We start from the raw sequence: 13,248 nt of genomic DNA on the forward strand, positions 1-13,248 counted from the left end.
GCTCATTGATCCTTTTTGCGGTTGAGGGCCAATGCCTGGGCGGGCTGCAGGCGCACCGCATCACCGCTGTGCAGCAGGTGGGCGCCGAGGGCGACGACGGTTTGCCCTGGGCGCACGCCGCTGTCGAGCAGGGCATCCTCCTGGCCGAGACTGGCGACCTTCACCGGGGCAAAGCTGACGTTATTGTCGGCGCCGATCAGCCAGACCCCAGGACCTTGCCCGGCGTCATGCAAGGCGCCGATGGGCACGCGGGTTTGCTGGGCCTGGCCGTCGCCTTGCAGGCGTACGGTAATGGTCGAGCCCAGGGCAAAGCGGTCTACGGCGCCATGCAACACATAGCGGGCGCGGTAGGTGCGGGTGACCGGGTCGGCGCTGGCGGAGAGTTCGCGCAGGGAGGCCGTCACCGCCTGGTCAGGTGCGCCAAAGGGGAAGGCCAGGGCTTTTTGCGAGGCTTGATCGCGTCTGTTTTCCGGCAGGTTGACGATGGCTTCGCGGGCGCCATCATGGGCCAGGCGCGCGACGATTTGTCCTTCGGCGACCACTTGGCCGCGATCGACCCGCACGTCGGTAATGATGCCGTCGCCATCGGCCTTGAGCACTGAGTAGGTACGGCGGTTTTCGATCTGGCTGGCATCGGATTGCGCCGAGGCCAGCTCGGCTTCGGCGACCCGCAGGGCTGTTGCCGATTGATCGAAGATCTGCCGTGACACCGCGCCGGTGCTGGCCAGGCGTTGGTAGCGGTTTGCATCATCGCGGCGTTGACGCAGTTGCGCCTGGGCGGCGTTGACGCGGTTCCTGGCTGAGCGCAGGGCCAGTTCGAAGTCACCGATATCCAGCACCAGCAGGGTGTCGCCACGGGACACGTGCTGGCCGGGGTCCACCTTACGGTCGATCACCTTGCCGCTGACCCGAAAGCCCAAGTCGCTTTCCGTGCGGGCCGCGACCACGCCGGTGTAGGCGCTTTGCCGGGTGCCGACGGCGTCGACCTGGGCGGCGAGCACCAGGCGCGGAGGGGTCATTGGGGCGGCGCTGTCTGCCTGGCTGTTACAGCCACTGAGGAGGCTTAACAGGGCCAGGGGCGTGAGAAAGCGCAGGGGGAGAGGGTGCATGTCGGGCTCCAGGGGTGACCATCGGGCAAAAAATTACGGACATAATTTTTCACTAATATTATGGTCGAAATATAAATTAATCCAGCCCCCTGGATAATCACCATGGCAAATGCCCCTGCACCGACACGCAGCCTGTTGTTTTTACTGGTAGCCCCACCGCACTGGGTGAAGTCGCGACCCCGTTGATCACTCCGGGCCTCGGCGCCATCGAGCAGGCGTTGGTGGCCCCAACGGGTTCGGCCTTGAAGGCTGCAGGTGGGCTTTGCCGTGCTGACCTTCACTGCGTATCACCTGTTACGTGAGCGCCCGCGCAAAGCATTGTCCTATGTATAGAACGAATAACGTTATTTTTGCCGTCTAGTATCCATGGATGGAGGGAATTAGGCTGTCTGCACTTTGGAGGACCATCATGAAAAAACTCATCGGCATCTACACCAGCCCTCGCGCCCATTGGGTCGGCGACGGTTTCCCGGTGCGCACGTTGTTTTCCTACGACAGCCTGGGTAAACACATCAGCCCGTTCTTGCTGCTCGACCACGCCGGCCCGGCGCAATTCAGCCCGACTGAACAGCGTCGCGGCGTTGGCCAGCACCCCCATCGCGGCTTTGAAACCGTGACCATCGTTTACGACGGCGAGGTCGAACACCGCGATTCCACCGGCGCCGGCGGTACGATCGGCCCTGGCGATGTGCAATGGATGACCGCCGCAAAAGGCATTCTTCACGAAGAATTCCACTCCGCCGACTTTGCCCGTAAAGGCGGCGCGCTGGAGATGGTGCAACTGTGGGTCAACCTGCCAGCCAAAGACAAAATGGCCGACGCCGGCTACCAGACGATCATCGACGGCGACATACCGCTGCTGCCGCTGGCTGATGACGCCGGACAACTGCGTCTGATCGCGGGTCAATTCGCGGGCGTCACGGGGCCTGCACGCACTTTCACGCCGATCGACGTGTGGGACCTGCGCCTTAACGCCGGTAAAACCGTGACCCTGGACCTGCACGCCGGTCGCAACACCGCCCTGGTGATGCTGCGCGGCACGGTGCGGATTAACGCTGAGGAAGTGGCCCGCCAAGGGCAATTGGCATTGTTCGAGCGCGAGGGCACCCAGGTGTCCCTGGCATCCGATGACGACGCGATGGTGCTGCTGCTCAGCGGCGAGCCGATCGAGGAGCCCATTGTCGGGCATGGACCGTTCGTGATGAACACCGAGCAAGAGATTCATCAGGCGTTTGCGGATTTCCAGTCGGGTCGGTTTGGGCGAATGAACGTCTGATCGCCCGTCGCACATCTGTCGTGCGGGGCTTTTGTGGTGGGCCCTCTCACTACAAAAGCCTGTCCCCACATTTTGTTTTCCAGCGTTCTCAATTCATGCGATCTTCACGCCATTCGCCCTGGAGTCGCCTGGATGCCCTCATTTATTTCCGATCACCCGATGCTCTGCGCATTGGCGCTGGTCATTATCGATATTGCCGTATGGCGCCTGATTTCCGCGGACTTCGCCAACTGGAAGCTGGCGGCGCGGCTGGTGATCTTCGCGGTGTTCAGCGCCGTGCTCTTCAACGACGGCATGAACCCCATGCTCGTGCCACCCTACGCCGACAACACCGCCTTGCACATGGCCGCCACGGCCTTGCAGATCGGCTGGTGGCTGTTCGCGGCGCGCACGCTTACGGTGTTGCTTGGGGCGCTGATGATGCAGCGCGTCGGGCATACCGGACGCCTGTTGCAGGACTTGCTGGGGGCGGTGATTTTCCTGATTGCGATCATCGCCGCGCTGGCCTACGTGCTCGACCTGCCGGTCAAAGGCGTGCTGGCAACATCCGGCGCGGTGGCGATCATTGTTGGCCTGGCGTTGCAAAGCACTTTGAGCGACGTGTTTTCCGGGATTGTGCTCAACACCACCAAGCCCTATCAACTGGATGATTGGATTTCCATCGACGGCACCGAAGGGCGCGTCACCGACATCGACTGGCGTGCCACGCGCCTGCAAACCTCCCAGGGCAGCATGGCGGTGATCCCCAATTCCCTGGCGGCCAAGGCGAAGATCATTAACTTTTCGCGCCCGGCAGACATGTTCGGCCTGGCCGTCAGCCTGCAGGTCAGCCCCCACGCGCGCCCGCAAACGGTGATCGAAGCGTTGGAACGCGCCATGCAGGGTTGCCGACCGTTGCTGACCAACCCCGCACCCAGTGTGGCGTTCAAGACCTCCACCAGTGGCGGCGTGGAATATGAAATCAGTGGCTTTGTGCCCGCCATGCCCCTCAAGCGCGAGGTGCGTAACCAGCTGTACGACCTGGCCTTCAGGCATCTGCAAGCGGCGGGCGTGAGCCTGTTATCGGCGGTCGAAAGCACTACGCCGGTCGCGCCGTCACGGGCGCGGGCGCTGCTGGACAGTTCCACGATCTTCTCCACCCTGCGCCAGGAAGAAAAGGAAACCTTCAGCCAGAACATGACCCTGCACACCTACCGCGCCGGTGAGATGATCCTGCCGGCCGGCGAGGTCAGCGACCATTTGTTTATCGTCGAGTCCGGCGTGGTCTCGGTGATGCTGGTCAAAGACGGGCATAAATTCGAAGCCGGGCGCATGGGCCCGGGCGAGGTAATTGGCGAGGCGGGGATTCTCACGGATCAGGCCACCCTGGCGGATTTCACCGCCAAAACGTTCTGTACGCTGTATCGCATCGAGAAGGAGTACCTCACGCCGTGCCTGGACGCGCGGCACGACATCGGCGATGCGATGAAGACTTTGTTGGATTTTCGCCTGCATGCGGCCCAGGCCCTGACCCAGGAAGCGCCGGTGGTGCCGGTCAAGAAAGGCTTTTTGCAGTGGTTGCGCAAGCGCGGTCTGTGAGCCGGTCGCTGAGCCGCAAGCCATTTTCCGCACTGCGGGAGCTTGCCCGGATCACATCACGGCAGGTCCGGTTGCGTCAGGCCTAAAACGCCTTCAAAAGGCGCGCCCACAGTTTGGCGATCAATGGACGATGCAGGGTGAGCTCTATGGCCTGATGAGTGTCTGTCAGGTCGACGGCCACTGCGGCACTGAACTCGACAGTGTGTGTTCGTGTGATGCGTCCGTTCATGGGCAAAGCGGCATAGGCGATGATTTGAAAAAGGTCCAGGCGTCGCCCCAAAGGGTCCATGGGGTTATGGGTGGATTGCTTGCGTACGTTAGCGATTGAGGTATGGCTGAAACTGCTCAGCGGCAGGCTTATCACCGTGTCATTCAGCGAAATCGGCTGGCGACCGACAAAAACAAAGACATCCATGTAACCGAGGCCTGGTGCGCGCTGGGAAACGATCAGGCGCGTGAGATAGATCTGATCGACATCGGCTTCAGTGAAGATCTGGCACAGGCTGTTGTCCAGGAAGGCGGGGGGCGCCTGGTCCCGCCAGTAGAGATCGAGAAAATAGGAGATACAGAAATAACCACCCGTTGACTGGGCCGCAAATGACGATGCACTGCCGCTCATGTAGTCAATGGTGGACCGAGCAACCACCGCCAATGAGCGGGCAATGGCTTGAAACACATGGCCGGTTTGATCATGTTTCAGGCTGGGCAATGGCGCTTTCAACTGCCCGGACACGGTGTTGATGATCTGGACCAGCGCAGGTTTGCCGCTACCAATCATGACAACGCGACGAAAGTGCTTGTCGATATAGTGTTGTGCCTCGTCGCTGCTGCAAAAACTTACTCGCCCGCGGTGGCTCAAGTAGACAACGATAAAACTCGCGTTCAGGCCTGACTGGGCGACGAACCTCTTAATCTGCTGGTTGATTTTTCTGCTGTAGGTTTCCCGCTGGAGCGCCAGTTCAATCATGTCAAGAATCTTGTTGGCATCCACGATGGACCCCGCATAAAGCAAGTGAACATCTGCCCGCGACTCCCACAGTTTCAGACCCAGCCCCACCGGAATATCGCCATTCACGCCTACGCGTGTTTCCGCGCCGCTGATTGGGGTGATCGGCGGGATAAGCGTGCCGATTGTATTGCTGACCAAATGATCGGTAAACGCAATGGGGAAGCTGGTGGCAAACATCAGGGATGCGACGGTCATATCAGGTTGACTCCTGTCAGTCGGAACTCAGCGTTCACGGCTGGTCATGTTGTCAGAAGCCTCAGGCAACAGGCCAGCGCCAACTGAGTCTCATCGCTTGACAGGCGGCGCGGGGTCCAGCCCGCAACGCGGTCAGGGTGCTGTTGAACCGAGGCGGCGTGCGTGCTTTAAACCCAATGTTGAAAAGACCATGGTGCAGCGGCGCGATATTAAATAGAATGAATCTCATTTGAGACTCACTCGCGCCGTGCAGGTTGCTTGCCATGAATGATGCTGTTGCCCCGACGCATGCCCCCGAACTGACGCTGTCGAGCCTGTACCGTGACCACCGCAGTTGGCTGGAAGGCTGGCTGCGCCGGCGTCTGGGCAACGCCTGGGATGCGGCCGACCTGAGCCAGGACACGTTTATGCGCGTGCTGGCCAGTGCCCAACCGCTGACACAGGTGCAGGAGCCGAGGGCTTACCTGGTGACGGTGGGCAAACGCCTGCTGGTCAATTTTCATCAGCGGCGCAGCCTCGAGCAGGCCTACCTGGATGCCCTGGCCAACCTGCCCGAAGCCTGTGTGCCATCCCCCGAACAACGTTGGCTGGTGCTGGAGTCCCTGCAAGCCTTGGATGAATTGCTCGACGGCTTGCCGGTGCTGGTGCGTCGCGCGTTTCTGTGGAGCCAGCTGGAAGGCTTGGGCTATCGCGAGATTGCCGAGCGTCTGCAGGTGTCCGAGCGCACGGTCAAACGCTATATGGCTCAGGCCTACGAGCACTGCCTGCTGGTGGAGCTGTGAGCCGCGATGTGGCCCGCGCCGCCGCCCAGTGGCTGGCGCTGCTGGAGTCCGGTGCGGCGACCGAGCGTGACCACGCCGCGTTGCAGCACTGGCGCGACAGCCATCCTCAACACGAACACACCTGGCAGAAAGCCCAAGCCCTGCGTCAGCGTTTCAGTGGCTTGCCTCACGCCCTCGCCATGGCCAGCCTCGACCGTCCACAACCCTCGCGCCGTGCCGTGCTCAAGCGTGCCCTGGGCGTGGCGGCGTTGCTGCCGACCGCTTGGTTGATCAGCCGTCAATTGCCCATCGACACCTGGCGCGCCGACCTGCATACCGCCACTGGCGAGCGCACGCGCCTGCCCTTGCCCGACGGCGCCAGCCTGCAACTCAATACGGCGACGGCGGTGGACGTTGACCTGGCGCAACGGCGCATCAGCTTGGTCGATGGCGAACTGGCCTTGAACGTACCAGGTGCGGCGGCGATGACGGTGCACACCCGTTATGGCCAGTTACTGGTCGGCGCGGCTGATGTCTGTGTGCGGCAAAAGGCGTCCGGTTGTCTGGTGTCGGTGCTGAGCGGCGCGGTGCAGGTGCGGGAGTTGAATGGCAACAGCACGAGCCTTCCGACTGGCCAGCAAGCGTCACTCAAGGCCGGCGGCCTTGGTGCGTGGGCGCCATTTGATGTACTGCAACTGGGCTGGCGCGACGGCGTGCTGACCGCGCAGAACCAAGGGCTCGGTGACTTTTTGCGCGAGTTGCAGCGCTATCGCCCCGGCGTGCTGCGCTGGGAACCGAGCCTGGAGCGTTTGCGGGTTAGCGGCAGTTTCCGCCTGGACGACACCGACCGCATCCTCAACCTGCTGGCCTCTACATTAGGCTTGGAGGTGCAGGCGCGGACGCGGTATTGGGTGACGTTGCGCAAGATGGCTTAGATCCAGTGGACGCCAGCGGATGCGTCGTATTGGGGGCGGCTTAACGATCAGGGTCGGCGCGTGAATGCTCTTTATAGTTCCGTATGGAATAAATAAAGATCTACATATTCCTTTTAATGTCGGTTCTGAAAGTGCATGTTGAGGGCCTGCGCATTCGTGCGGATTGACCCAACAGCCAAAAGGAAAGCCGACATGACCATTAAAGCGATCAACGTGCGTAACCAGTTCAAAGGCGTGATCAAAGAAATTCTGCTGGGGGAAGTGGTATCGGAAATCGACGTGCAAACCGCGTCCGGTATCGTGACATCCGTTATCACCACCCGCTCGGTGCGCGACTTGGAACTCAAAGTTGGCAGTGAAGTGATCGCTTTCGTGAAGTCGACCGAAGTTTCAATTGCCAAACTCTGAAGCTTGACCGAACGCAGGGGTAGCTTGCTCTTTGGTGGTCGACACGAACCCATGCAGGACTTTTCTGTTTACTTATTCAACGCTGCGCAGCATGGAACTTTTTTATAACGCGTTTAAAAAACAAGGCCAGAAAAATCTGATAGGAGTGTCTTTTGTGCCGTTGTTAGGGTGATTGGCGAAGGAGTAAAAACATAAAGGGAGGTCGCCAATAATTATGCGTGTAAGAGTTGCTCATGAAGCTATCGTCATCTGATTCCTCCTCCCTCTTTTTTCCGGATGGTTCGTCGTTCAATGCAACCCTGTCGCGGGGGCTGCAACAGGGTTCACCTGGCGGCCGCCGCGTACGCCGTGATGAAACAGGTACGCCGGCTCCATTGCCCGCTGCCGCTGCCGCTGCCGCTGCCGCTGCCGCTGCCGCTGTTCCGGATGCGGATGTACTCAAGGTCTTTCACAACAAGGTCGTTCAGGCCAAGACGGGCAAACAGTCCAGCGCTTATTTGAAAGGTTACAACACGCCTTCGTCAGTGCAATTGCCGGGTTATTTCGCTTCCATGAGCGACTTGGCCCTGTTGCGGCTGGGCGTGGATCAATCGTATTCGCCTGAGCAACTCGGCGCACTTCAACGCCTCAGTGAGCAGCGACTTATCAATGACAGCCAAGTGTTTGTCAGTCTGTTTACAAAGGTAATGTCAGGTAATGGTGTCAAGGTGACGCCGATGCCCCAAGGCTACTATCTTTCGATGATTAACAAGCTGTCTCAGGGGCAATGTTCAGGGATTTCCCACCTTTTGTCGCTGGCGGCGGCAGAGGGTAAACAGCATATTTTTCTGGGTAACGTTTTTCAGGCGGTAGCCAACCCGGACGCGCCTGAATCAAGGCTGTTTTTTGAGAAACTTGCCGATGTTCAGGCCTACACAAAATACCGCAAGCTCGCCAACGATCCGAGCACCACAACCCTGGCGCCTTATACCGAGATCGCACCTCAACTCAAGGATTCGCCTGCCACTAAAACCTTGTTGATTAACGGGGATGACCATCGTGTTACGGCAGGTGTGATCGTCGATGCCAACCAGAACAGGACTTACTATTACAGCGACCCCAATATTGGTCTGATCGAATTTTCTTCTTATGCGCGCTTTGAAGAAGGGTTGAATAAATTATTCACGGGCGAGCTCAGCGGCGCTTTCACCCCTGCCGTGCCTGGCGGCTACTTTCAACACCCTAAATACATTCTGAGTGTCTTCAACCCGACGCATATCCCCGAGGTTTCTCCTGACCATATCGGCGTCAAGTTCATGTACGACGCCCCGTTGGACGGTCTTGATTCAGCCAAGATAATCAACGCCTCACGCTTGCCATTGGCCGATGATTTTCGCAGTCAGACTTCAGCACCGGACGCTGCCGCAAAGGCGGACTATGACGCGGTGGCGAACGGGTTGAAAAAGCTGCATGACGCCAAGGGCATGTCGCAGTATCACGAGGCCAAAACTGTGCTGAGCGCAGCCCAGGCCTTTATTGAGAATCACCCGGACGCGATGCAACTGACGGCAATGAGGGCGCTGGCGCAAAAGTTAGTCAATGTCATAAACGAGGCTGCGGCGCCCACTGAGTATCCTTACGCCTTTGAGAGCATGGAGGGGGATCGTGTCGGGCTGGCCGAGGCCGAACTTGGTTCGCCAAAGAAATACCATACCGAATACGCCCCTTATGCAGCCGTGAATGTCGTCACCTCTAAAAACGCCGACCCCGGCCGCACGAAGGCCGTTACGAAAGCCGTGAGTGCGGCACTGGAGAAAATTCATCAGAACGATCCACAGACCGCCAACCTGCTGGGCACCGATGTCAATGTGGTGATCGCCAAACCAGGCGATCACGCGCGCACGCATATCCGTTTGGGGCCTGTTCCCACGCTGATTGTCGGCGATGACTTCTTCGCGCCTCCCGCTGCCGGTAACGGCACTGTGGCCGATCGAGTGGGCCGCCAGGCTGGCGATAATCTTGCCGATGCCATCGCCCAAAAGCAGGCCGCGCTGATTGTCGGGGAGTTGGGGTTGCATGGCTACTACACAGCCAAACCTAAACAGTTCCTGACGTTGTTGAACAACCAGGACCCTTACAGCAGCAGCGATCAGGCACTTAGCCAACGTGCCGGGCGGACCCCTCGTGATTTTATTTCGGAGGCCTACACCGCGCGCGTCTGCGACGGAAAACTCGACAGTGCAGTCAAAGCCTCGCTCGACAGCTTGATTTCATCCGCTGAAGGCACGCGCAACGGCGTGCCGGCAACATCGTCTCCCCACGTCACAACGATCGATGAAGCCCAGGTTGCCCGTCTGCAGCAGCTCGATGCCAGCCGTCCTCCGATACGTCTTGGAGAGCTCAATGTAAGCCGCGTGGAGCTTTATAAAATGGGCGCCACCGTCGATGGAAACCCCATTGAAAACCCTTTACCTGGCGATGCGGAGGGTCGTCAATTGTGCAACAGGCTCCAGGTCGATCTCGAGCATTTCAAAGGGTACTTGAAAGGCACTTCGAATGACGTGGGCGACCGCGTCGCCAGCCTGATTTCTGAGATAGGCAGTCATCGTGGCGTGGAGGGCGCGCCGCTGTTCAGCACGTCAAGCAGCACCGCCGTGCCTGAACCCTTGCAGAAGTTAGTCCATGACACCTCCGAACAACATGCATTGCTACAGCGCTTTGAGCAGAGCAAGCAACCGCTGCCCTCCGACTTTTTCGCGCCTCAAGCGTCAGACGCGAGCGGGGCTAAGACATCTGCAGGGCTGGGATTCCAGGCGTTCAGCACGTATCAGGGGTTACGCAGTGCCATTGCAAACTTCCAGAGCGGCAAGACCACTGAAGGCGCGATAACCCTCGGTGCTGTGGCGAGCGATTATGTCGGGATGGGTGTGGAAGCGGGCATGAACAAGCTGGCGCAGAAGGCGATCAGCGGCGCTGCGCCGTCAATCGCCGGTTTCAAAGCCTTAACGGTCGGAAAATTGATAGGGAAAATCGGCGGTGCTGCCGGTACTGCATTGAGCGTACCGTTTGAGATTCACAACGCGATCGACTCGTTCAACAAGGCCGCCAAAAGCACAGGTAAGGACGCTCAGGATCACTACGTCAACGGCGCATTTTCAGTGGCCAATGCCGCAGTTTCGCTGACCCTGACGGCGGCCTTCCTGATGGGCTCAAGTGCGGCAGGGCCTGCGGGGTTGATTATTGCCGGGGCGTTGATGGCTGCTCAGGCGATCTATACGGCGGTGCGTGTGGTGGAGGACATTGAAAAATATACGCCCCTCTCAGGCCAGCAAAAATTCGTGGTCGGGGTGAAGTCATTTCTCGGGTTCGAGCCAGGCTTCGACGTGATAAAACCCTACCTGGAGGCCAAGTATTCCAAGGAGTACGACGAAAAGAACAGGGCGCGCTACGAGGCGTTCCTGCAAGACGGCGGCAAACAGTACTTCGAACGGGTGATTTTTGGCTCTGCCGAAGTGGAAGCTAAAAAAGTCCCTGGGAAGGTCAAGCTGACGCCGACGTTGTGGTATTCGCCGATTACGTGGCCGCTGAGCTTGATCAAAATCAACGGCCAGGTACCAGGCGTCAGCGTCAAAGGCGGCAACGACCATATTTCAGGCGCTCTTACCGCTTGGAACGACAAGCCCGTTAACGCTGTGGAAGGCGAGCTGGGCGAAAGCAAAGCCACACTCTGGGACTTGGGTGACGGCGATGATTGGGTCTCGGGTATCGAGCAAAAACCCAACTTCTTTTTGCTGGGCGGCGGCAAAAAAGGGATAAACGGCGGCAACGCCGACGACACGGTGATTTTCAACGCGGATGCACGCCAGGTACTGGAGCAGGCCAGGCAGGTTGGCGAAACCGAAAAGGATGGCTTCAGCCCGCGGCAAACCTCACTCAATGGCGGCGCAGGGCTTAACACTCTGTCGTTCAGTGGGCCGCTCAGCACGTCCTACGAGGAGGACGGGCAGCGCAAAACCAGCGAGTACAAAGGTCACGCTATCGACTTCAGGTCCCAGACTGTTTCGATAAAAACTCAACAGTCCAATAAAGAAGGCCTGAAAAAAATCGCGCACTTCCAGGCATTTTCCAACGCGACTACGGTGGAGAAGGGCGAGAGTTTTATCAGAGGCAATGATGAGAACAACAGGTTCACCCTCAATGGTCACCGTGATGTGCTCTACACCGGCAAAGGCGCGAACGTCGTGGTGGTCAACGGTGGTGCCGAAATCCATGGAGAGGGCGGATTCAACACTTACATCATTAACCGGAACAACCTGGGTGTGACGATCGATGACCCGGCCGACAATATAGTCAGGCTGGACTACAGCGCTGCCCAGATCTCGGGCTGGCATGTTTCGCCGCAAGGTGATTTGTCGGCTGACCTGACGGGTGAACCGGCGGAACGGCAGAAGCTGGTCCTCAAGAGTGCGTTCTCCAAGGGCTCCGGTGACGTTAAAGCACGGACGACTTTTATCACCCGTGATGGTGTCATGATGACGATCACCGCTGCGGCTCAGGACGGTTCCGCCGAACGCATTCCCAAAGTGACCAGCATGAGGGTTACTACCGATACAAAACCGGCATAAGGCGCGAGGCGCCTTCACGCACTGGCTGGCACCCATCGGGTGCCAGCCTGGTTCAGCGGTTGCGCAAACTGCGCTCCATGCGCTGCAAGCCTTCTTCCAGCAACGCCCGTGGGCAGCCGAAGTTCAGGCGCACGAACTGCTGGCTGTCATCGCCGAATTCGATCCCCGCACTCAAGCCGACCTTGGCCTGCTCCAGGAAGAACCGTTGCGGGTCGTCCAAGCCCAGGGCGCTGCAATCGAGCCAGGCGAGGAAGGTGCCTTGGGGCGCATGCATCACCACGCCGGGCAAGCGGGTCTGTACGGCATTGAGCAAGTAGTCGCGGTTGGCTTGCAGATAGTGCTTGAGCGCGTCGAGCCACTCGCCGCATTGGCTGTAGGCGGCGCGGGTGGCCTCCAGGCCCAGTGGGCTGACGCTGTCGACCATGCCGCACCGGGCGTTGTTGAAACGCTCGCGAATGTCGGCATTCTGGATCACCGCAAAGCAGGTTTTCAGGCCCGCCACGTTGTAGGCCTTGCTGGCCGACATCAGCGTAATGGTGCGCTGTGCGATCTCTGGGCTCAGGCTCGCGGTGGGGATATGGCGGCGGCCATCGAAGCATAGCTCGGCATGGATTTCGTCACTGATGATCAGTGCGCCCTGATCCAGGCAAGCGGTGGCCAGTGCCAACAATTCTTCACGGGGGAATACCTTGCCCATGGGGTTGTGCGGGTTGCTCAGCAGCAGCGCGCCGGCACCGCTGAGCGCCTGGCGCATGGCGGGCATTGGCGTGAGGTATTGGCCGTCGATCAATTCGAACGGCACTTCGATACGCGGCAGGTTCCAGTGCCCCGGCGCCAGGCGAATCGGGCGGTAGTTCGGGGTTTGCAGCACCACCGGTTGGCCGGGTTGCACAAATGCGTGCAGGGCCATATTGAAGCCCGGCTCCACGCCAGGCAGAAACAGCAGCTCTTCGGGCAGCACGCGCCAGGCGTATTTGGCCCACAGGTCGGCCACGATGGCTTCGCGCACGTCAGGCCCGGCCACGCTGTAGCCGAGGATCTGCTGGTTCAGGCGCTCATGCAGGGCATGCAGCACGGCGGGCGGCGCAGCGATGTCCATATCGGCGATCCACATCGGCAAGACATCGGCCGGGTAACGGCTCCACTTGGTGCTGCCGGTGCCGAGACGGGGGTGGATCGTGTCGAAATCAAAGCTCATGGCGGGACTCGTGTCAGGAAGGCTAACGAAGGATGGCGCTGATTCTAGCGCCATTCTTTTGATAGGCGAGGGTACAACAGCTTGAGCGCAGAAAAGAGCAACGGCGTTTTGCGCCGTTCCGTGACCGACAAGTTCTGTAATAAAAACGCCATTGCGCTGGGGATTGAACGCGCAA

The 13,248-nt window shown here is 59.4% G+C and carries 9 protein-coding genes and 1 pseudogene; 7 read left to right on the top strand and 3 right to left on the bottom strand.

Features of this window, described 5'->3' with window-relative positions; all coding sequences use genetic code 11:
• Positions 1 to 2: 2 nt before the first annotated feature.
• On the bottom strand, positions 3 to 1,109 hold the full coding sequence (locus PSH59_RS12225) for an efflux RND transporter periplasmic adaptor subunit (protein ID WP_305395181.1): 1,107 nt from the start codon (positions 1,107 to 1,109) through the stop codon (positions 3 to 5).
• Between the two features lie 102 nt (positions 1,110 to 1,211).
• On the opposite strand from PSH59_RS12225, the pseudogene PSH59_RS12230 reads away from it, so the two are divergent.
• The 3 genes and pseudogenes from PSH59_RS12230 to PSH59_RS12240 form a co-directional block, all read left to right on the top strand.
• Positions 1,212 to 1,381: pseudogene (locus PSH59_RS12230) on the top strand (MFS transporter); the annotation flags it as partial.
• A gap of 137 nt (positions 1,382 to 1,518) precedes the next feature.
• On the top strand, positions 1,519 to 2,385 hold the full coding sequence (locus PSH59_RS12235; protein WP_305395182.1) for a pirin family protein: 867 nt from the start codon (positions 1,519 to 1,521) through the stop codon (positions 2,383 to 2,385).
• 132 nt (positions 2,386 to 2,517) lie between these two features.
• A complete protein-coding gene (locus PSH59_RS12240; RefSeq protein WP_305395183.1) occupies positions 2,518 to 3,963 on the top strand; it encodes a mechanosensitive ion channel family protein in 1,446 nt (481 codons plus the stop codon).
• Positions 3,964 to 4,045: 82 nt separating this feature from the next.
• Here the strand turns inward: PSH59_RS12240 and PSH59_RS12245 are convergent, their stop codons facing one another.
• Positions 4,046 to 5,167: a hypothetical protein gene (locus tag PSH59_RS12245; protein WP_305395184.1), complete on the bottom strand. Its 1,122-nt coding sequence runs from the start codon at positions 5,165 to 5,167 to the stop codon at positions 4,046 to 4,048.
• A gap of 263 nt (positions 5,168 to 5,430) precedes the next feature.
• Here PSH59_RS12245 and PSH59_RS12250 point away from each other — a divergent pair, with 263 nt between their 5' ends.
• From PSH59_RS12250 to PSH59_RS12265, 4 genes are all read left to right on the top strand, one after another.
• Entirely contained in the window at positions 5,431 to 5,949 is a 519-nt protein-coding gene (locus PSH59_RS12250; protein WP_248078786.1) for a sigma-70 family RNA polymerase sigma factor, read from the top strand.
• The gene (locus PSH59_RS12255) at positions 5,946 to 6,863 is read left to right on the top strand and encodes a FecR domain-containing protein (RefSeq protein WP_305395185.1); all 918 of its coding nucleotides are present in this window, start codon (positions 5,946 to 5,948) and stop codon (positions 6,861 to 6,863) included. The genes PSH59_RS12250 and PSH59_RS12255 overlap by 4 nt, the downstream gene beginning before the upstream one ends.
• A 192-nt stretch (positions 6,864 to 7,055) precedes the next feature.
• The gene (locus PSH59_RS12260; RefSeq protein WP_003173733.1) at positions 7,056 to 7,271 is read left to right on the top strand and encodes a molybdopterin-binding protein; all 216 of its coding nucleotides are present in this window, start codon (positions 7,056 to 7,058) and stop codon (positions 7,269 to 7,271) included.
• A 233-nt stretch (positions 7,272 to 7,504) separates the two neighbouring features.
• The gene (locus PSH59_RS12265; RefSeq protein WP_305395186.1) at positions 7,505 to 11,875 is read left to right on the top strand and encodes a hypothetical protein; all 4,371 of its coding nucleotides are present in this window, start codon (positions 7,505 to 7,507) and stop codon (positions 11,873 to 11,875) included.
• 52 nt (positions 11,876 to 11,927) lie between these two features.
• Here the strand turns inward: PSH59_RS12265 and PSH59_RS12270 are convergent, their stop codons facing one another.
• Positions 11,928 to 13,073, bottom strand: coding sequence for a MalY/PatB family protein (locus tag PSH59_RS12270; RefSeq protein ID WP_305395187.1), 1,146 nt, complete (start codon positions 13,071 to 13,073; stop codon positions 11,928 to 11,930).
• Between the last annotated feature and the right edge of the window lie 175 nt (positions 13,074 to 13,248).

Origin of the sequence: Pseudomonas sp. FP2309, assembly GCF_030687575.1 — a bacterium.
In the GTDB taxonomy this organism is placed as follows: domain Bacteria; phylum Pseudomonadota; class Gammaproteobacteria; order Pseudomonadales; family Pseudomonadaceae; genus Aquipseudomonas.